This is a genomic window from Mucilaginibacter sp., from assembly GCF_025359345.1.
GTDB lineage: Bacteria > Bacteroidota > Bacteroidia > Sphingobacteriales > Sphingobacteriaceae > Mucilaginibacter.
This window is the reverse complement of the sequence record NZ_JANYGQ010000026.1, coordinates 249,854-271,439: the sequence shown is the minus strand read 5'-3', so window position 1 is coordinate 271,439 and position 21,586 is coordinate 249,854. Positions and strand designations below refer to the sequence as shown.

Sequence of the window (21,586 nt, the reverse complement as noted above, 5' to 3'; positions counted from 1 at the left end):
TCCAAATTGGTATTATGATGTTTAAGCACAAAACTCCGCTGTTATTTTTTAGCTTGATTATTGTTATTGCTTCCTGCAAAAAAAACAATGTTAAGCCGGTTGTTACTGGTAAAAACCTGGTATTATCAGCATTAGAGCAGCAAAAAGTAACGGCGGATAATGTGTTTACCCTAAAGCTGTTTAAAAACCTGAGCAGCAGCAATACTGCGGGCGCTAACCTGTTTGCATCGCCTTTAAGCGTTAGTTTTGCACTGGGGATGACAAGCAACGGCGCCAACGGACAAACGCACGACGCTATTAAAAACACCCTTAACTTTAACGGGCTAACACAGGAGCAGGTAAACAGCTATTACAACAATTTAATAACCAACCTGCCCCAGCTGGACCCTAATACTACGTTAAAAATTGCCAACTCCATTTGGTACAGGCAGGAGTTTAGCGTACTGCCCGATTTTTTGCAAACCAATACTACATCCTTCCACGCTAAAGTGCAGGGACTCGATTTTAATAACCCGGCTTCGGTAACACAAATAAATAACTGGGTAAGCGACCAAACCGCCGGTAAAATCCCCACCATAGTTGAGACCATTCCGGCCGATGCGGTGATGTACCTTATCAACGCTATTTATTTTAAAAGCAGCTGGAAAGAAAAATTCGACCCAACTCATACCAACAAACGCACCTTTAATCTTGACGGCGGCGGTAGTGTGCAAGCCGATTTTATGGACAAAATAATGCCCGCTAACTTATTTACAAACGATAATGTTATTGTGGCTGAGCTGCCTTACTCGGGCGATAAATACAGCATGGTGGTAGCTATGCCACAAAGCGGAACTATTGGCAATTTTGTCGCCGGCATAGATTCTGCAAAATGGCAATTATGGATGAACAGCCTTACACCCAGTAAACCGGAAATACAGCTGCCTAAGTTTAAATTTAGCTATGAGACCACCCTTAACGATGCTTTAACCCAGCTGGGAATGGGCATTGCCTTTACCAAACTTGCTGATTTCAGCAAGATAAATACTACTGCATCGCTGCTGATTACCAAGGTTAAGCACAAAGCATTTGTTGAAGTAAATGAAGACGGCACCACCGCAGCAGCCGCTACATCGGTTGAAGTAGGCATAACCGCCGCACCGCTGGCTCCAATGGTAATGCTCAACCATCCCTTCTTTTTTGCCATACGAGAAATGAAAAGCGGGCTGATAGTTTTTGCAGGGACGGTTAACGACCCAACGAAGTAAAGCCCCCCAGCCCCCTAAAGGGGGAGCAAAATATGCCACTCGCAATCAAAACTTTCCTTTGGGTTACTGTGTACCTATAGGTTTTTATGCGCCATTGGCGCTACAGCTTTGTAGAATTAGATATCTGATGATTTTGTGCCTCGTAGAGGCTACCCTTATACATCCATCCCTGGCTACCTTGCCAGTTGAGGGCAGCACCTACGGAGCTGTTCGCCTGCTTATTTTACGTATCTACAAAGCGGTAGCCCCGATGGGGCAAAAATTTCTTACTCCGTCCTCAAACTCTTCACCGGGTTACTAACTGCTGCTTTAATTGTTTGCAAAGTTATCAGCATTATAGTTAGCACAGTCAGCAGCAAAATCGATATTAAAAAGGGATATCCCGTAATGTTTATCCGATAAGCATACCCGTTAAGCCAGTTGTGCATTATTAAATATGCCAGCGGGCACGATATTACGCAGGCTATTAATACCACGCCCAAAAACTCCTTTAAAAACAGGTTGATAATACCCGGTACCGATGCACCCAGCACCTTGCGGATGCCAATTTCGCGGGTACGCTTTTGTATGCTTAATGATATTAATCCTACAACGCCCAACAATACTATTACAATTGTAAGAACTCCAGCAATGTATGATGCTTTTTTTAATTGCAATTCTGTAGTGTAAAGTTTCGCGATAGCCTCATCCATAAAATGATATTCAAAAGGTGCATCGGGCATTAACATGCTCCATTGTTTTTGAAGCGCGGTAACGCTGTTTTGCATATCACCGGGTTTTAGCTTAACTGACAAATACCTATAATATTGGGTATAGTTAACATTTGTAAAATTAAGCGGGCCGATTTGCGACTGCATGGAACCCGTATGAAAATCGGCAGTAACGCCGCAAATGGTAAACGGGATGTTTGAACCCGGCGCGTTTACTACCTGGCCTACAGCATCTTCAGGTTTATTCCACCCTAAAGCTTTCGAGGCCGATTCGTTAATTACGATTTTAGCTGAGTCGCCGGGCGTATATTGCGGAGTGAAAAATGTGCCGGCCTTTAGCGGTATGCCATAAGTAGCCGCGTATTGGTTATCGGTTGCTAAGCCGTTCATGCTTATTGCTTTTTTGGGGTCGGCGCCCTGGCGGTAAAGTTGTGCCCCGTTGCCGGCGCCGTCGGGTATCTCCCAGGATAGCGAGACACTGCTCACCTGCGGCATCTGCGAAAGCTGGTAGCGAATGGTTTCCATCTTTTTAACCCCTTTGGCCGACCAGTCGCGTGGCACCTGCGAATAAACCACATAGTCTTTGTTAAAACCAAGGTTCCCTTTCAGAAAATAGGCAACCTGTTGCGAAATGATTATTGAAACAATAAATACCAGCGCTGCCATGCCAAACTGAAAGCCCACCAGTATTTTGCGAAATAGCACGCTCTCCTTCACCGAGCTCAATTTACCTTTTAATGAATCGACAGATTTTAATGATGATAGCACCAGTGCGGGATAAAGCCCGGCCAATAAGCCAACCAGCAGTGCAAATACAAACGGGAACAGGTAAAAATATGCCGGGAATGCAAACAGCAGCGTTATCTCTTTGCCAAGTGCATCGCTTAAATATGGACGGGCCAGTAAGTATAGGGCTAAAGCTATTAGTGTGGCAATCATCACCAAAAGCACCGATTCCATTAAAAACTGCCAAATCAGTTGTTTCCTCAATCCGCCTAAAACCTTGCGGATACCCATTTCTTTCATACGAGATGCAGACCTTCCCACGCAAATATTCACAAAGTTGATGATGGCCATCAACAAAATAAAGAAGGCAATAGACGATAGCGTGAAAATCATTTTCTTAACTGTCCCGCCGTTGCCTTCACGATAATAATCTTTTAGCGGCACCAGGTACGGGGTTAAATTATCGACCGTTTGCTGTGGCGCATTTTCTTTTATTAAGTGCTTCATCGGCCCAACAAGCTGCGCAGGTGTTATCCCATTTTCTAGTTCGATGTAGCCTACAAGTACATTATTATTCCAGCCCTCCAGGGTGCGGCCCAAAAAATCGGCTGCCTTGGCCGGCAAAAAAATATTGTTTTGGTTGTTATCATTCACGTTCGTTACCGAATTTTTTGACAGTTTATCCAACACCCCCGAAATAGTAAAACCGTGTTTATCACCTTTAAAGCTTTCAATAGTAAGGGTTTGCCCAACCACATCTGTTTTACCGAAGTATTTTATTGCCAGCCGCTCGGTAATCACTGCTGAAAATGGATCGGTAAACGCTTTTTGTGCATCGCCGTGCGCAAGGCCAAAGCCATACATGCTCAACAGGGTGCTGTCGCCAATCTGGATGCTTTCGCGAAAGTGTTTGTCGCCCCTGGAAACTATCGAGCCGACCCCGTCCCAATGGTAATAATTGGCAACCAAACCAGGGTAAACCTCTTTTAAAGTTTTGGGCAGTTGTGCAATAGTGGTAAGCTCCAAACCCAGGTTAGGATCTTTCCATTTGCTTTGGATGATGTATTGGTTGTCTGCATCTTTTAAATCATGGTTTACCTGCAATTCGCCCCAAACATAGGCGCCTATCAGCAATGTAAAAGCGATGCCTACCGAAAGGCCAAGGATATTAATGATTGAAAAGCCTTTGTTTTTTAACAAACTGCGCCAGGCCATGGTAAAGTAATTTTGCAGCATAAGGTTATGTTTTTGTTTGGATGACTAAAAATAAGGTATAAGTGGGTAAGTGGTAGAAGATTAACATAATTTAACATGATGAAACCAGCCAGGGCAATCTCGTTTATTTAGCGCAGGCCTGCGACCTGCGCTGACGAGTATCGCCCCGTTGGGGCTGGTTGTCTGTTGCTATTTATCAAATTAGGTCCCCTTTGGTTTAAAAACCTATTTTTTTTAATTGAAGGGAAATCTCAAAGCCCCAAAGGGGCGCTATTCACCAGCACAGGTCGCCGGCCTGTGTGAGCAATGCGGACGAGATTCACGGTATTTAGCCCCCCGCCAAATATTACATCCAGTTAACTTATTGCTTATTAACTTCGCCGTTAACAATTATAACCACCATTATTATGGAAAACTACTTTGCCGAACTTTATGAACGCGACCTGCTAAAGTTGCGCGATGAAATTAAAAACTTTAAAGACGATGATAACCTGTGGCGCAGAGAAGATGGTGTAAGCAATTCGGCCGGAACGCTGGTGCTGCATTTAACCGGCAACCTTAACTTTTGCGTTGGCACCACGCTGGGTAACACAGGCTATGTGCGCAATCGCGAGCTCGAATTTTCGGCAACGGACGTACCGCGTGCCGAATTGATTGCAGGTGTCGACGGGGTTATTGAAATAGTAAAAAACATCCTCCCCGGCCTTACCCAACAACAGCTGCAGGCCATTTATCCGCTCGAATTTTTCGGCCAAAAAAGCACCGCATGGTATCTTACCACTCTTTACGGTCACCTAACCTATCATTTAGGGCAGATAAATTATTTGCGAAGGATATTGGAGGGTTGAAGAGAGAATCAAGAGTCAAGAAACCAAGAATCAAGAATCAGGAGATAAGAATCAAGTGCCAAGAACCAAGAGTCAAGATTGCCGGGGTCACTAACATCGCCGACTGACTACTAACACTACTAACACCTGTTTGCAATGTTCGTAGTGTTAGTACATCGGTTTAAATTCCTATCTGCAATAATATTTATTACAATATATTATTTCATCAAACAATTTAAATATACCGGCGGTTTATTAAAGTCAAAATTTGATAAAATATGGCTGCCCGGCAAAAAGATGAAATAAGTAAAGAAATAAGCCTGGTTATTAGCGCCATAGTAGCGCTCAAAAAAGAAATTGCTGCGCTGAAACAGCTACGCGATGTGCTTGTAGATGAAAACCTGGAACAACCCGAAGATATTGAGGCGGAACGGTAATATTATTAAAATGAATGTTTCAGTAATAACTTAATATTAATAGCTAAATTGCAGTTCCTGTTAAGTTACTAATTAACTGTTAATTACACCGCCGTGGCAAAAAAGGTAATTGTTATCGAGGAGAACCGTGATATCCTCGACCTTATGCAATACATTTTAGAAGATGAGGGTTACGAAGTAATATCATCAGTAGATGGCAGTGTACTGGGTAATATTGAACAAACCGACCCCGCATTGATTGTACTCGACAACAGCCTTACTAATGAAAAGGGTTCCAGCCTTTGCCGTAAGCTAAAAAGCAACCCATCGACCGCCAAATATCCTATTATCCTGGTATCAGCCGTGAACGAGATTGAAGACATTGCCAAAGAATGCCTGGCCGATGCCTATTTATCAAAACCCTTTGATATTAATGAATTGATTGCGGTTGTAAAACAACACATTGCTTAGCGCATAAAAAACGCATTATCGCCCAAAGGGTGGATAAACCATGTATTAACATTATTGTTTCCCTGTACCATGGCAACACGGGCAGGGAGTATCAATATAGCTAGATGTGCCGGTTTTATTGCCATATTTATCAACCGTGGAATAAGTCTTATCAGTTTTGGTTTGTTGTTTGCCGCTGCCGTGGCAGCAAACGCAAGCGCTTAAATACACCGACTGGCCTTTGTCATTAGCGTGCTGATTGTTGTACCTGTCCATTGCTTCATTGGCACTTTGGGCGCGGTTATATTCGGCCCGTTTTTCTTTCAGCTTCCACATTTGCATTACAATAACCGTAAGGCCCTTGTAAACACTGTTTGCGGTGGTATCGTACCGGTACATCATGCTCGAGCCCTCGCGGTCGAGGTATAAAAACTCGTGCGGGCCTTGCGTGCCAAATACTTTATAATTGTTGCCACTGTATACCCTGCGTATGGCCTGCAGCAAAGCCAGCGTTTTGGGCTGCCCGCCTTGCAGGTAAATATTAAGCATGGTACCAAGGCCGGTGGTATCTTTTTGGTAATAGGCGGCATCCGCATTAAGCCACGCGGGGGCGCGGTAGCGGGTTTCACCGGTTGCGGTTTTGTAGGCATCTCCAACGGTATTATCATAATCGTTATTGGCCTGCAATTCGTACAACGCTTGCAGCGCCTTGCCTATACCACCATCGCCCCAAATATCGCCATAGTGCGATATGCCTATCGAGTCCTGCTCGGCATAGCCGGTCATTTTATAGGCCTTGCGGGTATCTTCGCGCCAGGCGGCCTCCTGTTTAGCTGCCGCTTTATCCCGCTCAATATGAAAATCAACCACGGGGCCTATTATCAAAACAGCTTTATGGTCCTTCAATGTGGCGCGGTAACGGGCCAGGGTGCTTTGGCTGTTTTTCTGGCAAATAGTTTGGGTACGCCAGCCATCGTTATTGCCATTAAACAAAGCATTATCGTCCCGGTACATGTCTTTGGGTGTTTTGTCATTTATGTAATCATCCAGCATGTTATAAGGCCCGTAAACGCCCTTGTAAGAGTTGGTGAGCAAATAAATGGCTTCTTCGAAGTAAGCATACTGTTTTTTGCCGCTTATGGTTATCACATAAAAGGTTTTGCCATCTTTTTGGGTGATGTACTGGCTGGCAGCGTCGAAGCATTTGATAGGGTTTACGGCGTATTGCACCGTACCGTTGGCCTGTGCCGTTTTTTGCCCCAGCCGGCTTTTAAAGCCATTGTTGGCTTCAATAACAAGGTTCTTAATGGAGTCCACCATCGGGCGTGCACCTTCAACCAGTTTTTCAATACTTTGGGCCGATGCCTGGCAGGTGATAAATAATAAAACAATAAACAAACACTTTTTCATAAAGAGGGATTCTTTAGGTACTAAAGATACGCCTTTGATTTGCCTGTTGGAAATACCGGGGATTGGGTATATTTTGGTACGTGATGAAGGTAGGTTACCGTTAAACGCTCTTGAACTGTTTTTTAACCCAATACCCCTTCCACAACCAAAACCCTGATATAACGATAATTGGAAAAAACACCCACCTAACCGCAAGTGCGGCATAGTGCAACTGTGCAACCGGGCCGTAAATGTAACCGATAACGGGGATGCTTAAGATAATGTGCCCCCAGCGTATTACTTTACGTTCGGTTGATGCTTTCATTTGTTGCTGATTTAATACTCCAGCTCGCGGCAATGGTAGCCGGCGGTTTGCAGCAGGGTTTCGATGTAGCGCGGTGATACATCGTGGGCCTCGATGCGCAGGATGTTGTCGCAATCTTCCAAATCAAAATTCCAGCCGGTAATAGCCGGAACGGAGGTTAGCAAGGGTTTTACTTCGCTAACCTGTTCGGGTTTTTCAACGCTTGTTGTGAATATCAGGATGTCCATAGTGTGAATCATTTGGTCATTAAGTCATTAGTAGCCTCGGTGAATAACTGATGAGAATTAACAAATTGGACAATTGGCCATATCTTTTTGTAATTGTGCATTAGGCCAGTCGGAAAAACCAATGACCTAATGACACAATGACTAATGACTTATTCAGCCGCCGGCTTTTCTTCCGCCTTTGTTTCCTGCCAGTATTTGGCGTAGGGGTGGTCGCCGTGACGGCCCCAGTGGCCGCGACCGCAGTTTTCCATGCGGGCCTTAAATTTTTCGCGTTCTTCGGGCGTCATGTTTTTAAACTTTTCTTCCATTCGGTGGCGCATCCAGTTGCCGCGACCGGGGCCTCCGCCTTTACCAAAACCGAATAGTATTTTGCATAAAACAAATATGCCCATGGCCTGCCAGAAGGTTATTACGCCTACGTGTAATATGCCCGGCAGTAAGTTGTTCCATAAGGCCATCACCGCAAAGCTGATGACGGTGAGGAAGGCGGCAACCCCAAATGGAATAAAAATAAAACGCCTTTTATAAAGAAATGATTTCATGTTCGTAATCTTTTAATGTTTTTAATATTGTGTAATTTCCTCGTACAATTGTTTTAACCGTTTGCGCAGGTGCACCACCGCATACCGCTTGCGCGATACCAGGGTTTGCACGTTTATGCCTGTATTTTCGGCAATTTCGCTAAAGGGTATGTCGTCAAGCTCGTGCCACATAAACACCTCGCGTTGTTCAACCGGCAACTCATCAAGCGCAGTGAGCAACTGCTCCCAAAAAAGGTTGCGCAGGTATTCGGTTTCGGGCGTGTTTGCTTCCGTCATCAGGATGGCTTTAAAGTCCGGCGCATCATCGTCATCATCGCTGTCGGGCAGCATATCGTCCATCAAAACCTCGGTGTGCTTTTTATGCTTGTCCAGTATTTTATTACGGGCAACGCGGTAAAGCCAGGCGCTGGTTTGCTCAATGGGTTCCGAATTTATAACCGAGCTAAACTGGTACCATACATCCTGCAGAATGTCTTCGGCATCGGCATCGTTTTTAACCCGCCGCCTTATAAAACCCAGCAAATTTTTACCATACGAAGCGATGGCTTGTATGATAGTTTGGTGGTTTTCTTCGGGCATTGCGGCGGTTATCAATTTATTTACTGTTATTTAATATAGAAGACGATTGTCTTTCAGAAACATTTTAAGGAATTTGAAAAAAAGTCCGGAAGTCGGAAAAGTCCGAAAGTCCGGAAAATATTATTCACTATATTGGACGGGTAATAGTGAACAAAATTACAAGTTACCACCATATTACCAATGATTTAATGAATGACAGGTAGCCACCGCGCTACCAATGAACTAATGAACCAATGAGCTACAATACTAATCTTGCCGACAGAATCCGCGAAGCGTTAGTCCACCTGCCTGATGTGGAGGAGAAAGAAATGTTTCGCGGCGTTTGCTTTATGGTGAACGGAAAAATGTGCGTTTGTGTAAGCGGCGACGAAATGATGTGCCGCATTGGCGCGGAAGCTATTGAAGGCGTGCTCGACGAAAACGGTGTACGCCAGATGATGATGCGCGACAGACCCGCTAAAGATTTTGTTTACATAAGCGAGGAAGCCTTCCTGCATCAAAAAGACTTTGACCGCTGGATAAAGCTGGCGCTTGATTTTAACCCTAAAGCGAAGGCGAGTAAGAAGAAGTAGGTTGGAGAAGTTGTAATTGTTGTAGAGGTTGTAGAAGTTAGAGTGGTTGTAGAAACAAAATTTTCGCACATTAAAACGTCCTGTTTTCGGTAACTTCAACCTGAACTAAACTCAAAACTAATGACTATTAACAACAAACCTTTTGCAAGGCAGGCTGTGCTGATGCTTTGCCTGTTAGTTGCCTCAATTGGAGCTAAAGCCCAAAGCGCCGAAAAAGAAATTATAGATGCCATGAATAATTCGGCATTGGAGTGGAACAAAGGGCACCTGGATACTTTTGTGAGCTTATACGATCCATCAGCAACTATGATGTATCCCACAGGACCGGTAGGAATGACAGGGATAACAGATCTTTATAAGAAATCGTACTTTAAGCCGGATGGCATGCCCAAGCAAAACCTGCGCTACTTTGATTTAAAAGTGCGTATGCTGGGTACCGATTATGCGTTGGTAACTGGTGGTTTCACACTGTATGGTAATAATTTACCGGAGCGCTCGGGAAGGTATTCGTTGGTATGTATACACACTAAAACAGGGTGGAAAATATTGCATGATCATTCGAGTTGATCGCTTTTTTGTCATTGCGAGCGAGGAACGAGCGCGGCAACCGCACGCCGTGCATACCGTCAGACAGGTTGGATGCCTTTTAATTCGCCCTGTAATGTTCGCGGTTGCCGCGCTGCGCTCGCAATGACATAATTAGAAAGCCTTGCCAACTGTCTATTCTATCCCCAAATACTCCTTCTGCTTTATCTCAACCATGCCCGAAGTTTGGTCGCGGCGCAGGTAGATGCTTACTGCGTAGAAGCTGTTGTCGTAAATGTAAATGTTGTTGGATTCGTCCGCGCCCTGGAACTTCAAGTCGAGGCCGAAACGTTTGGCCTGGGCAATCATGTTGATGATATGCTGCGGGTCGGTTGAGGTATAGTGAACCGTGCGCAAAATATCACCATTGTACAATTTAGTGTAGTTGCCTACTTCAATTTTTTCGGTATTGGGTTTGCCGGTGATATTTTTAAAATACTCCACTTCATGACCGTTAACATCGATACTGTAGTCCTGCCGGAAATAGTTGCTTTGCATTATATTATCGTAAACGTCGCTATTTTTAAGGCTGGCATAATAAATAAGGTCGGTAAACTTTGTGGTTTGTGCATGTATGCTTAAGCTGGCCAAAAGCATCGCCGGCAACATTAACAGGTATTTTTTCATAACAACAGTAATTGTTTGTTCGATATCAAATATAACAGTCCTTAGTCTTAAGTCCAAAGTCTTGAGTCCTTTATTACCAGGACTTATGACTACTGACTTAAGGCTCAGGACTTGAGGCTCATTCTCCCGGATGATAAGTTTTCTCCGCATGCTTTAACACATCAGCCTTGTAAAACAAAACTTCCTTAAACTTACCTTCAATATACATGCCAGCCTGATCTGTATAGTGTTTTGAAGCCGGATTGAACGATTGGCCGCCTGTAATGATAGTTTTTGCCTTAATACGGGTACCAAATTCCACAGCTGCAATAAAGCTATTGCCCGAATAGCCATAGCGTTTTTTGGTATCCATGGTACGGCTCTGGAACGATGGCAACTGCCCGAATGCCGAAGAAACGGCCCCAACCGGCAAACTTGGCACATCATCACTAAATGTTTTGCCATCTGCCGGGCGCTGGTACCGGTTAATGTCGCCCCATTTAATTTCCCAGGAGCCATAACGGTTTTTTACTGCGTTTACGGCTTCGGCAAATATCTCCATCTGTTGTTTGGCAGTAAGCGTTTGCATCAAATTGCCGATCCGTTCGGTTTGATAAGTGCTTTCTTCATCACTTTTTGCAGCCGGAAGTTTACGCATGAGCGCAGTGCCCCATTCAACAGCCAGTGTGGTGGATACCGAATTGGTAGCCGAATTCCTGTCCCACTGCTTCATGGTATTCACAGGGCCGGCGAGCGCTTGCCTTACGGAATCGGGTGCGGCATCGTAAGCCTTAAACAATGGCGGCAACAGCACATCAAAAGCAGCCAGGTAATGGTTATAGCCCTTCACAATCAATTCGTCAATAGAAAGCTTTTTGCCATCACCCAATAATTTAATGGCATTCACCGCGCGAAAGTTTTGCCCGTCGGGCGCCATGTAAGCCGGGTACTTGTTTTTATCCGGACTGTATTTGCCCGATGAGGCAAAAGGCGTTGAATTGCAGTTTTGTATCCAGCCGTTGGCAGGGTTGTAAACATGCACGCTTTCATCAACCGGGTGCAGTCCCTGCCACTCGGTCGCAGGCGTAGTGCCGTCAACAGGCAAGCGCCAGTCGTACGCCGGGTTACGCTTCGGCATAAAATTACCGTACCAAAAAGCAATATTACCCTGGTCGTCGGCATAAACAGTGTTGTTGGTTGCATTTTGCAGCAGGCCCATAGCCTTTTTGTATTCGGCAAATGTTTTGGCCTTTGTTATCAGCCACGATTCTACCAAAGCATTGTACGAGCGGTTATTGGCCTTTAATGCCAGCCACTTGCCATCGCGACTGCCCAGTACCGGGCCATGATGGGTGTAGCAACCGGTGATGACCTTTTGCTCCACTCCTGCTGCAGTTTTTATATTCAGTACCAGTTTACGCGTAGTTACGGGCTTCAGCTTGCCATCGTACTCATAAAACCATTGACCGTCTTTTTTGGTAACCTTCTCGGCGTACAAATCGCCAACATCGGCGTTACTGCTTGTATGCATCCATCCGCAGTGCGGGTTAAAGCCCTGGTAAACAAAAAACTGTCCCCAGGTTACTGCGCCATACACGTCAAGGCCTTCGTCGCTTACCAATTGTACCTCGCTCCTGAAATAAAACGGAACATGCGGGTTAATGTACAGCATAGCTTGGCCTGATTTTGATTTGGATGGCGCAATGGCAAATCCGTTGGAACCGGTTTCCCGGTCATCAACCTTTGGCTTGTAAATTGCACCAATTTTCTCCGGCTCATTACTGTAAAATTTAGCCGTTTCGCTAAGGTTAATCCCACCGGTTACGGTCGCCGATACGCTGCCATCGGTAAACATGAGCGCGTACCACGGCTCAAAGTGCTGAAAAACAGCCGGTTTAATAGCAGGGTGAGTGTATAAATAATAGTTCACACCGTCGGCAAAAGCATCCATTAATTTCCTGAACCAGGGGGCTGCTGCCTTATAATCTTTAATGGCATCGGCTGTATCTGCTATTAATTGCAGCTGCACATCTGTATAAAGCTCCTTGCTGCCTGCAACCTCGGTTTGCCTACCCAATTGGTATAAATAGTTTTGTTCTATACCCTTAAAATTATCCTCACATTCGGTGTACATCAGCCCAAAAACGGCATCAGCGTCCGTTTTGCCATAAATATGCGGTACGCCCCAATTGTCGCGCACAATGGTAACTGCCGCTGCCTGCTGCTTAAACCGATTTATTTCTGTTGATGAATATTTTTGGGCAAAACATAATATCGGGGATAGTACTAGGGCAATAATTAACTTTTTCTTCATAATAACAGCAGTTTTTCCTTTCATTTCGTAACAAATAGGCTATTTTTACATCACATTGTTAATTAGTGTTAAAAATACAATTGTTAATTATACTAAATATTATTTAATGCCGTTGGCATATTAGCTTTAACTAATATAGGCTGAAATTGCGTAAATAGGTATAGCTTTTGATGTATCTATTTATTATTATAAAAATGTTACATAGCGGCCTAACAGCCTGTTACATAAAGAGCTTGGGTGATTTTAAACATGTTATCTGAGATTTAGTTGATCAACATTATTTGAATGATGTTGTGTGCGTTCCGGGGTGAGATACGGAACGCATTTTTTTTGGGTATAAAGGTTGAAGTTCCTGAAAAATAACAGAAACATTTTTGATACTTCTGCTATTATAGCTGTATAAACCACACGGCTATGAAATACGCATTTGTAATTGGCTCAAGCGCATTTATTGTGCAGGGCAAAACTATAAGCTACGGCGAAGAAGGTAACTGGAAACACTTTTTAAGAATTAATTCGGTTTCGCAGGGCGGGCCAGGACCAAACGCCTCGCATCTTGAAATTGACCTGGATATTAAAGACATTGACGGTACACGGGTAACAATTCTTGCGAACAAACCGGTAACCGGTGCTCCTTATTCTATAATTACCGAAAGCGACAGCATCAAAATACTACGACTGGACGGAACAACCATCATACACGTACACCAACTGGACAATGATTCGGCCATGAGCCTGGAGCATAACATAGTTGCCGAATTTGAAGTACATGCCCCGGTTGTAGTAATCCGCATCAGCGGCGAGTTTTTTGTCGACAAGTTGCACATCCGCGCCGAAAACGAAAAGCTGATGATAAATGATAACGGCTACGCAACGTCGGCATTAGCCGGCAAAAACGATTTGAAGTTTACTGCGGAAGGGGTGATTTTGTAGTTCATGAACTATGAACCATCAACCATGCACCTTCTTCTCATACATCGCCATTACCAATAAAATCATGCGGTTGTAGGTATCGAGGCCCTGGGGCTGGTTGTTTACTTTTAAAAACTTGTCGTAAAAAATACTGGTAATTATTTCGGCTTTGCTTTGGTAGGCCCGCCAGTAGGCACGTTCGTTCACAAAATCCTGGTGAACGGCTTTTGATACTCTCGGCTTTAATTCTTTATTAGCCAGGCTGTCGCGGTAATACAGCGCATGCATAAATTCGTCAACCGCAAGGTGATAGGCTGAATAGCGCAGCAGTTTGTCGTGCGAATTTATTCCTGCTAAAAAGCCTACAAAGTCTGCTTCATCTTCGGGCCCGTAACCCATCTGGTGCGACATTTCGTGGCAGGCTACTACCGGTCGGTTAAAAACAGGCATCTGGTAGTTTATTTGCGCCTCGCCGGAAAATGGGTTAAAATATCCAGAAGTACCGATATAATTTAATATTGGTGTTAATATAGATGGCTTCACGCCGGGATGATAGGTGCGAAACTGAATAGAATCAGCCGATAACTTACTGATTGCTGCTACTGCATTTTGGTATATTGTTGAGTTTGGTTGCCCAAAATCTGCAGGTGTTAAACGGCCCCGGGTAGCATTGGCGCTGTCAATAAGCATAGTTGTAACCGCTTTCAGATTTGCCGTTGTGTAACTTGTGTCTCTAAGGTTCAATCTTTCACCAGCCGATGGCCGAAAGTAGTTCATCCCCCAAAACAAATAAAATATCAAAATGGCAGCCTGCACTTTTATTATGATACCACCTGCCAAAAATACGGCAGGCATAAACTGTTTTTTAAAAAGCAATTTTATAAAACGGTACAAAGCAAAAAACAAATAACCTATTACAAAAATGTACAGCACATCGCCCACACTAAAGGGGAAAATATTGAGCACGGGATGCAGCAGGTAGGAAACTACCGGATAAAGGCTTTCAGAAAAATAGCGTTCAACAGCATGCGGATAACCTGCAAAAAACATCAGCAAAAAGATAGCTGCAAGCAGTGCGGCTATTATTATTGCTTTAAACTTTAGTTGCTTTTTAACGGTATGGCTTAACATGCGCGGTAAATATAGCAATATGCCGGTTTTAGGCCACAAAAAAGCCCTCCGTAAATGCGGAAGGCTCTTAATAATAATTTATCAGCGTAAATTATTTTATCGAAACCGGGATGCTTATTTTATCCCAATCCATACTAAAACCACTTTTGCTGAATACGTAAGTCAATGATTCTGTCATTGCATGTGCTTTAGGGGTTACCATTACACGCAGTGCATCCTGTGCCTGGTCGTATTTAAAAGCGCCCCATTGTTCGGCTGTTTTGTTAAAAATAACGGTCCATTTGCCTTTTTCAACCGGGATAACAAAAAATGCATATTTGCCTTTTGCTAATTTTTTACCTTCAACGGTAATGTCTTTGTCGGTAGTAAAGGTTGTTGCCGAATCGGCGCCTGCGCGGTAAACTTTACCGTATGGCTCAAGACCACCCCAAATTTTACGGCCTTTAACAAAAGGGCTACCGTAACGGATGGTGATGTCTGCACCGGCCACCGTGCCTTTTACGCCTTTGTGCGGGCTTTGCGCCATAGCTGCCGTAGATAGTAAAACGGCACATAGTAAAAATGATAGCGCCTTAATTTGAAATACTGCTTTCATAATAAATATTTTATTGGTTATAATTTGTTATAAAGATAAACTGAAAATTTGGACTTTTAGTGTCAAATGAGCGTCTAATTATCAATAATGGCTTCATAACAATATGCGTTAACAGCCTTTTACCCCTGTTTAAACTACCAGTCAAAAATATTTAAAAATCGGCAGTCAAATACAAAACAAAAATAATATTACAACGTTCTAAATATCAGAATCATATTGCAGTTAGGAATTGACCGAAAGGTTAAACAATTGTTGTGATTTTTGGCCTCACGCCCACAGGGTGTGAGGTTTTTTGTTTTAAACCCTGCGCCCATTCTTCCCGGCTGTTTTATTTAACCGCATACCTTATATTTGCCTGGTATTTATAAATGGCCCCGCAATTAAATGAAGGATACAAATAAGATATTTTACCTGTTATTATTTGTAGTGGCGCTTGCGGTTAATTTTGCCGGCATAAACGTCAACTTTTTTACCGACGACCCCGGTCTGTATGCGACCATAGCCAAAACACTCCTTTATAAAAAGGATTTTTTTGAACTCTACACCTATAACCAGGATTGGCTGGACAAACCACATTTTCCGTTTTGGATGGTATTGGCCAGCTTTAAGTTATTTGGCGTAAGCGTTTGGGCCTATCGCTTACCTGCTTTACTTTTTTTTACGCTGAGCCTTGTTTATACCTGGCTGCTTGCGCGCAGGTATTACGGATGGCAGGTTGCCTTTACCGCAGTTATGATATTGATGACGGCGGTAGAAGTATTACTTTCAAATACCGACACCAGGGCCGAGCCCTACCTTATGGCGTTGATACCAGGCGCCATTTATCACATAGCTAAACTGAATGAGCGTTATAGTTGGGGGCAATTATTGATGGCGGCACTGCTTACCGCCTGCGCTATAATGACCAAAGGCATATTTGTGGTGATCGCTATTTATGGTGCCCTGCTCGGCCAGCTTATTTTTCAAAAACAGTTTAAGCAGGTATTTAAGCTGAAGTGGCTGGCCCTGGGAGTGCTTACTATCGTATTCGTGCTGCCCGAGTTGTATGCCCTTTACACCCAGTTTGACCTGCATCCCGAAAAAACGGTATTTGGAAGACATAATGTTTCGGGTATTAAGTGGTTTTTGTGGGATAGTCAATTTGGTCGTTTCATAAACTCCGGACCAATAAGCCGTGAAGATACAGGCAGTAAATTCTTTTACTTACATACGCTGCTTTGGGCCTTTGCGCCGTGGTGCCTGGTATTTTATTACGCAGTGTTTAAAAACATAAAGCAGATATTTCGCGGTGAAAAACTGGCGGAGTATTATACCGCTTGCGGTGGCTTGCTATTATTGGTACTCTTTTCGCTGTCTGGTTTCCAACTTCCTTTCTATACAAATTCGGTATTTCCGTTATTCGCCATTTTTACTGCGCCGTTTTACGTTAACCAGCTAAGTAAATTGGAGGAGAAGTTCAGGACTATTTCGCAATGGGTATTTATTATACTGTTACCCATTGTTGTTGCAATACTCAATTACTTTTTACGGCCGGCCAATTATTTACTTTTTTGGGTGGATGTTGTTTTATTTGGGCTGATAATTTTTGCGGCCATTATAAGAATCAGGCAAGCACATTTCCGCCTTTTTGTTTTTAGCTGTGCCGCTGCTCTATTTGTGGGGTTTTATTTAAATACTGTGCTGTTTAATCAAATTACACCTTACAAAGGTGAAATCGCCGCCGCACAATACATCAATCAAAAACAGTTTGATAGCGTGCATATCTATTCTGTAAAGTTCGAGAATAATAATTTCCAGTTCTATTGCAAACGGCCGGTTGACTTTGTGCCGATTGATAAATTTGACCAGTTCACCTCAACCGAAGCTTCAGTATTTTATGTAAACGGGCGCTCGATGGATACCCTGGTGAAACGCCGGGCAAAATTCACGATATTGAAATCGTTTATAAACTATCCGCAGGAAAACATCATGCCCAGGTTTATCAATAAAACCACCAGGCACGATGTTTTAAACCACGTGTTTTTAATTACCCGGCTGGTTGCCGGGCATAGTAATAGTGTCATGTCACTCAAAAATTGACGGTTAGTTTTAAGTCTTGAGTCGAAAGTCAGAAAAGGCAAAAATTCGACTTCGGACTTCCGACTAAAGACTATTGACTTACTACTAGTTAACTTTGTATTTAAAAACCTGGCGACCTAAATTGCCATTCAAATCAATACCTTCAATAACTACCCGGTAAGTGCCGGTGCCATCGGCATTAAAGAAACTAATTGCACCATTGCCACCTGAATCGGTAACCACGTTGGGGTTCCAGTAAATTGTAGTGCGGTTATCCGGGCCTTTGCTGGCGTCAGCTACGTTATACTGCGGCGAATAAAACTCTTTAGCCTTATAGAACCCTGCAGGTGTAAATGAATAAACACCTGGCGCCATCTCTTTACTAATTGTCGCACCGCCTGAAAGGTTTTGCCTGGTAGTAATAACTATTACCCCGCCGCCGCCGGCTACCCCATAAATAGACGAATTATTCTCTTTTAAAATTTCTACAGTCTCAACAATTCTCGGCGGGATGTCCTCAATTGTCTTTCCGCCAACAATGCCGTCAACAACTATTAACATTGGGTTGCTACTCGCCGAATTTTTTTGTACCACCTGTCCCGTTTTCAGGAAGGGAACGCCGTTTACAAAATCAACATCACGGGCAACACCATTTAGCGCAGTTACAAGCGATGGTGCATTTGCAAAATTATCGCCGTTTATAACCTGGTCGGCATGGCCGGCGCCACCTAAATTTGATGAACGATAGGTGGCAGTTTTTTTAGGCCCCACAACCCGGTCATCCTTTAAATAAACCCGCGAGTCATTGCTGGCGGTCATCTCTCCTGCTTTTTGACCATTCTGAAGCGAGGCTAATATGTCGGCACTTGAATTATAGCTTGCGTCCATTTCGTTGGCAGGGTCGATAGCGGCACCTGCATCCGGAATGTCTAATGTTATAACAGCGGCATTTTTACCCGATTTTGAATCTGTTTTTAGTAAAAAACTTTTGCCTGTTTCAAATACCATATCATTAAACTGAAAACTTCCCTGTGCGTCGGTAGTCGCTGTTTTAAGGGCTCCTACGCCATTTGGCACTAAATTGACCTGCAAATTAGGCAACGGTACCCCGGCCCTGGTTTTTACTTTACCGGTGAGATTAATCGCCTGTTCAGGCTTGTAAACTGCTGCTGTAGTGGTCGAATTGTCGGCCAGCAGCTGCTTCCAAACAAAACGGCGGTAGCCCTGGGTAAGCATCAAAGCATCGAGGTTGCCGCGTGTTTCATTATTTACGTTGGCAAAGTAATAGTTGGGCTTTTCAACATACCCTTTTAAGTCGGATGTTAGCAAAATATTGGTGAGTATGGTACTTTCAGCATTTTCATCAACCAAAATTTTACTTTCATCTATAACAGAAACTGAGAAGGATCCTTTAGCCGGGCCCTGGGTGCTTTTTGCGTTAAAATTTAGTACAACGTTTTCACGTTTAGCAAACGATGGCTTATTGCTGGTAACAGCAAGATTAAGTAAATCGGGATTTTGTATAAACGCAAGGCGTTCGCTCAACGGTTCGCCTTTATCTGAAAACAGGGTAACCTGCATAATACCTGTCCTTATGCCGGCTGTTGGCAAATCAAGCCCCAACACCTCGTTATCAAGCTTGGTATTTACTTTTTTTACCGAACCCGACCAGTATATCAACAGGTTCACCTCTTTATTTAAGTTTTCTTTATAATAAGCGCGATTGGCTCTTATTTCTATCGATATTTTCGATGGATCATTCGTATTAACAGCCAGCGCGATTCCTTTTGCGGCCGCATCTGGTAAGTTAACGGTAGCTTGCGCACCATTGCTGTAGGTTACTTTGGCTTTATATTTTTTACCATCTTCGGGGATAAATTCAAACGTGCCCATACCAAAATGGCTTGAAGGCATTTTGGTTACTTCGGTATTTGCATCGTCTAAAATTGCACCTTTAACCTCAATGCCAAGCCCGTCGGCCCCTACTGCTTTAAAAGCTACTTTTGTGTGAACATCAGTTACCATGTTACCGCCCTCGGGAAAAAACTGCAGAGACGGCTGACCAGCCTTTTTATTGACAGCCGCTACCCTATCGACATTGTTTATGGAACTTACCGAAATATTTTTATTAAAAAAGTAAGCATGTTCGCCGTTGCGCATGTAATTGGTGTAGGCTCTTATGCGGTAAGTACCTTTTTGCAAGGTATCAGGCAGCGTAAAATCGCCCCAACCCAAGCCACTGCTAAGCAGGATTGATTTTGTTTGCAATAAAACATTGTTGTTACCAATAAGATCGACATGCAATATGCCGCTGATGGTAGATAGTTGATGCAACTCGCCCATGGTAACATAGGCCTTAAAATACATTACATCACCGGCCACATAATACGGGTACGGCCTGTCGAAATGTAAATAAGCTTTTTCAATAATACGGTCTGTAATTGTAGTTTTTATCTTCGAAACCGCATTTTCTAAAACCGGGCTGCTACCCTGGCAAAAAGCAATTGTTTGTATCGAAACAAACAAGGCAATCGTAAAAAATATCTTTCTCATGTGAAGTAATTTTGTGTGCGCTAACGGTTCCCGGGTATTTTTTTATGCCCGTTAGTTGGGCAGTTAAAAAGCTAGTCGGTTTATTTCAATACTATTAAACGGCTCTTTACTTCCAGTCAAAAAGAAAGCTAAGTATTTATAAAGCAATGCATTAAAAAAGCAAAAAAACCGGTTATTTAAATTGGGTTTATAAATATACCGATCTTTTTAAAAAACTAAAATTTTATTCCTTAAAACTTTAGTTTGAAAATAAAATAGTGCTGCAGGTTTGATTATGAGACCATTAATTTTACTTACTGCCTAATATTTTAAAGAAACTACGGGTAATGCGCTGTAGAATTGTGGCATCCTGCGTAATTATCTCTGCATCGGCCACCATGCCCTGCTTCAGATGGATGGGTTTTCTTAAATCAGACGAGTTTTTTATTTTAAAATCAACCTTCGAGATAAAGATGCTGTCCTTATAAGGTACATCAGCAATATATTTTATCCGGCCGCGAATCATGCCATATTCTTCAAATGGGTAGCTCCTTAGCTTTACCAACACTTCCTGCCCTTCCTTAACCTTACCCATATTATTTTGCGAAATAGTCATCTCGCCAAAAAATGCCTCATTACCGGGATCGATATAAAAAACTTCCTGCCCGGCGGTTAGCACCTGGTTTTTTTGAATAATACCTGCGTACGATAGTTTACCCGCCTGCGATGCTGTTAATACATATTTACTTTTCCAGTCCTCAGCTGTGCTTACCAGGCTATTGAGCGCCTGCAAAAACTTCGATTTTTCTTCCAACACCTGGTTATCCAACTCTAAAATTTCCTTTTGCTTGGCGGCGTAATTATTATCTCCATTTATTATAGCCGATTCAGTTTGCAGCAGTGAAGTTTTTTTTGCCAGGTATTTGCTCTCTTCCTGCCGCAGCTCTGCTTTAGTTTCTACTTTTTGCAGCGCGAGTTTTTTGTGCATTTCGTATTCATCATCAGTAAGCGAAAAATCGCGTTGTTCAATGGTTTTTTGGCTATTAAGCTGTTGCTGCTGGGCCGATAGGTTACTTAAATCCTTTTGCAGGTAGGCTTTCTTTTTAATCAAAAAACCATTGTCAATTGTCGATTTATAAGCCAGGTACTCCTGCGAAAAAGCCTGATAGGCACCTTGCAATTCGCCAAGCTGGGTGTTATCGGCCTGGCTGACAACCAGGTTGTTTAACGGTTTATTTTGCGCTAACTGCAATTGCAACGTTTTAATATTAGCTAGCAGAGCGAGCACTTTATCATGATCCGCGGTGCTTTCAAGATAGGCAAGCGGCTCACCAGCGGTAACCACCTGCTTTTCGTTCACAAGCAATTGTACCAGCTTGCCGGATATTTTTGAAACTACCGGCTTTGGCGAATTTGGTGAATCGACTTTTAATTGGGCGTTTACTATGTCGGGGTACTTTATCAGCGCGCCCAGCAGCACTATCAAAACCAGGATTCCAAAAAACAAGGAGATACCCCAACGCAATAGCCAGCCTGGTACTGCGGTAATAATATCCTGCATGTCATCGGTGTGGCGGGCATCCGGATTTAGCTTGTCTGTGTATATTGATGGCATGGTGTTAGAGATT

General features: G+C 43.4%; 20 protein-coding genes. 8 read left to right on the top strand and 12 right to left on the bottom strand.

The features are described 5' to 3' along the window. Positions 1 to 14 precede the first annotated feature (14 nt). On the top strand, positions 15 to 1,247 hold the full coding sequence (locus tag Q0R52_RS17645) for a serpin family protein (protein WP_295796600.1): 1,233 nt from the start codon (positions 15 to 17) through the stop codon (positions 1,245 to 1,247). A 266-nt stretch (positions 1,248 to 1,513) separates the two neighbouring features. Here the strand turns inward: Q0R52_RS17645 and Q0R52_RS17640 are convergent, their stop codons facing one another. Then, positions 1,514 to 3,919 (bottom strand): ABC transporter permease, encoded by a 2,406-nt coding sequence (locus Q0R52_RS17640; RefSeq protein ID WP_295796598.1) that lies wholly within the window; start codon positions 3,917 to 3,919, stop codon positions 1,514 to 1,516. Between the two features lie 386 nt (positions 3,920 to 4,305). On the opposite strand from Q0R52_RS17640, the gene Q0R52_RS17635 reads away from it, so the two are divergent. From Q0R52_RS17635 to Q0R52_RS17625, 3 genes are all read left to right on the top strand, one after another. Next, a complete protein-coding gene (locus Q0R52_RS17635) occupies positions 4,306 to 4,746 on the top strand; it encodes a DinB family protein (RefSeq protein ID WP_295796596.1) in 441 nt (146 codons plus the stop codon). Between the two features lie 257 nt (positions 4,747 to 5,003). Then, positions 5,004 to 5,162 carry a hypothetical protein gene (locus Q0R52_RS17630; RefSeq protein ID WP_295796594.1) on the top strand — a complete coding sequence of 53 codons (159 nt, stop codon included), beginning with the start codon at positions 5,004 to 5,006 and terminating at the stop codon, positions 5,160 to 5,162. A 93-nt stretch (positions 5,163 to 5,255) separates the two neighbouring features. Continuing rightward, positions 5,256 to 5,612, top strand: coding sequence for a response regulator (locus Q0R52_RS17625; protein ID WP_295796592.1), 357 nt, complete (start codon positions 5,256 to 5,258; stop codon positions 5,610 to 5,612). Positions 5,613 to 5,663: 51 nt separating this feature from the next. Here Q0R52_RS17625 and Q0R52_RS17620 read toward each other — a convergent pair whose 3' ends face one another. The 5 genes from Q0R52_RS17620 to Q0R52_RS17600 form a co-directional block, all read right to left on the bottom strand. Continuing rightward, entirely contained in the window at positions 5,664 to 7,001 is a 1,338-nt protein-coding gene (locus Q0R52_RS17620) for a hypothetical protein (RefSeq protein ID WP_295796590.1), read from the bottom strand. A 100-nt stretch (positions 7,002 to 7,101) separates the two neighbouring features. Then, a complete protein-coding gene (locus tag Q0R52_RS17615) occupies positions 7,102 to 7,305 on the bottom strand; it encodes a hypothetical protein (protein WP_295796588.1) in 204 nt (67 codons plus the stop codon). Positions 7,306 to 7,316: 11 nt separating this feature from the next. Continuing rightward, complete coding sequence (locus Q0R52_RS17610) at positions 7,317 to 7,532, bottom strand: hypothetical protein (protein ID WP_295796586.1); 216 nt, start codon at positions 7,530 to 7,532, stop codon at positions 7,317 to 7,319. 149 nt (positions 7,533 to 7,681) lie between these two features. Further along, the gene (locus Q0R52_RS17605) at positions 7,682 to 8,074 is read right to left on the bottom strand and encodes a hypothetical protein (RefSeq protein WP_295796585.1); all 393 of its coding nucleotides are present in this window, start codon (positions 8,072 to 8,074) and stop codon (positions 7,682 to 7,684) included. A 21-nt stretch (positions 8,075 to 8,095) separates the two neighbouring features. Beyond that, on the bottom strand, positions 8,096 to 8,653 hold the full coding sequence (locus Q0R52_RS17600) for an RNA polymerase sigma factor (protein ID WP_295796584.1): 558 nt from the start codon (positions 8,651 to 8,653) through the stop codon (positions 8,096 to 8,098). 233 nt (positions 8,654 to 8,886) lie between these two features. Between Q0R52_RS17600 and Q0R52_RS17595 the strand changes: the two genes are divergently transcribed. Beyond that, the gene (locus Q0R52_RS17595) at positions 8,887 to 9,225 is read left to right on the top strand and encodes a TfoX/Sxy family protein (protein WP_295796583.1); all 339 of its coding nucleotides are present in this window, start codon (positions 8,887 to 8,889) and stop codon (positions 9,223 to 9,225) included. A gap of 120 nt (positions 9,226 to 9,345) precedes the next feature. Further along, complete coding sequence (locus Q0R52_RS17590; protein ID WP_295796558.1) at positions 9,346 to 9,792, top strand: nuclear transport factor 2 family protein; 447 nt, start codon at positions 9,346 to 9,348, stop codon at positions 9,790 to 9,792. A 153-nt stretch (positions 9,793 to 9,945) separates the two neighbouring features. Here Q0R52_RS17590 and Q0R52_RS17585 read toward each other — a convergent pair whose 3' ends face one another. Together Q0R52_RS17585 and Q0R52_RS17580 are read right to left on the bottom strand one after the other, a co-directional pair. After that, entirely contained in the window at positions 9,946 to 10,437 is a 492-nt protein-coding gene (locus Q0R52_RS17585; RefSeq protein ID WP_295796555.1) for a hypothetical protein, read from the bottom strand. Between the two features lie 118 nt (positions 10,438 to 10,555). After that, positions 10,556 to 12,730 carry a penicillin acylase family protein gene (locus tag Q0R52_RS17580; protein ID WP_295796553.1) on the bottom strand — a complete coding sequence of 725 codons (2,175 nt, stop codon included), beginning with the start codon at positions 12,728 to 12,730 and terminating at the stop codon, positions 10,556 to 10,558. A 414-nt stretch (positions 12,731 to 13,144) separates the two neighbouring features. Here Q0R52_RS17580 and Q0R52_RS17575 point away from each other — a divergent pair, with 414 nt between their 5' ends. Next, positions 13,145 to 13,663 carry a hypothetical protein gene (locus tag Q0R52_RS17575; RefSeq protein WP_295796552.1) on the top strand — a complete coding sequence of 173 codons (519 nt, stop codon included), beginning with the start codon at positions 13,145 to 13,147 and terminating at the stop codon, positions 13,661 to 13,663. A gap of 18 nt (positions 13,664 to 13,681) precedes the next feature. On the opposite strand, the gene Q0R52_RS17570 is transcribed toward Q0R52_RS17575, so the two are convergent. Together Q0R52_RS17570 and Q0R52_RS17565 are read right to left on the bottom strand one after the other, a co-directional pair. Beyond that, positions 13,682 to 14,773 (bottom strand): DUF3810 domain-containing protein, encoded by a 1,092-nt coding sequence (locus Q0R52_RS17570; RefSeq protein WP_295796551.1) that lies wholly within the window; start codon positions 14,771 to 14,773, stop codon positions 13,682 to 13,684. Positions 14,774 to 14,864: 91 nt separating this feature from the next. After that, complete coding sequence (locus tag Q0R52_RS17565) at positions 14,865 to 15,368, bottom strand: DUF2911 domain-containing protein (protein ID WP_295796549.1); 504 nt, start codon at positions 15,366 to 15,368, stop codon at positions 14,865 to 14,867. 384 nt (positions 15,369 to 15,752) lie between these two features. On the opposite strand from Q0R52_RS17565, the gene Q0R52_RS17560 reads away from it, so the two are divergent. Continuing rightward, positions 15,753 to 17,447, top strand: coding sequence for a glycosyltransferase family 39 protein (locus tag Q0R52_RS17560; RefSeq protein WP_295796547.1), 1,695 nt, complete (start codon positions 15,753 to 15,755; stop codon positions 17,445 to 17,447). Positions 17,448 to 17,531: 84 nt separating this feature from the next. On the opposite strand, the gene Q0R52_RS17555 is transcribed toward Q0R52_RS17560, so the two are convergent. Together Q0R52_RS17555 and Q0R52_RS17550 are read right to left on the bottom strand one after the other, a co-directional pair. Continuing rightward, the gene (locus Q0R52_RS17555; RefSeq protein ID WP_295796546.1) at positions 17,532 to 19,979 is read right to left on the bottom strand and encodes a carboxypeptidase-like regulatory domain-containing protein; all 2,448 of its coding nucleotides are present in this window, start codon (positions 19,977 to 19,979) and stop codon (positions 17,532 to 17,534) included. A gap of 289 nt (positions 19,980 to 20,268) precedes the next feature. Beyond that, positions 20,269 to 21,573 (bottom strand): HlyD family efflux transporter periplasmic adaptor subunit, encoded by a 1,305-nt coding sequence (locus tag Q0R52_RS17550; RefSeq protein ID WP_295796543.1) that lies wholly within the window; start codon positions 21,571 to 21,573, stop codon positions 20,269 to 20,271. Between the last annotated feature and the right edge of the window lie 13 nt (positions 21,574 to 21,586).